This window comes from Bradyrhizobium ferriligni (assembly GCF_056837965.1).
Genome location: NZ_JBXEJO010000315.1, coordinates 1 through 429 on the forward strand (window position 1 = coordinate 1; position 429 = coordinate 429).

The following is a 429-nucleotide window of genomic DNA, read 5'->3' on the forward strand; positions in this document are numbered from 1 at the left end:
TTAGACCACCACATAACAAGGCGATCCCAGTGTAAATACTTGACAACCCATTGGCCAAACCCCAAGTAAGTCCTTCATGCGTTTTATCTTCATAGCGGGCATACAGAGCATACCAAGTTGTAGTAGAGAGTCCACCTGATATTCCAAGGCCAATTTGCAATAAAGCCAGTTGCTTTTTACTTGTTATAAAGATGTAACAAAAGGTAAATATGGTTTGGAGCGCATACCCCGCAACCAGCAATTTTTCTTTATGGATAAAATCTGAAATATAACCCAAGCCAATTACTACAATTCCAACTGAAATTAAATACAAAGACCATACCCATGATATGTCTAAGGGAGACGAGTTGAACCTTTCACAAAAAATACCGAAGAGCGGACCTAACATACCTTCTGACAAGTACCACAAATTATTGGCAAATAATAATG

General features: G+C 38.5%; 1 protein-coding gene. It reads right to left on the minus strand.

The features are described from left to right. Positions 1–429, minus strand: a 429-nt coding sequence (locus AC1VNY_RS42745; RefSeq protein WP_482409712.1) for an MFS transporter, incomplete at both ends; no start/stop codon positions are given.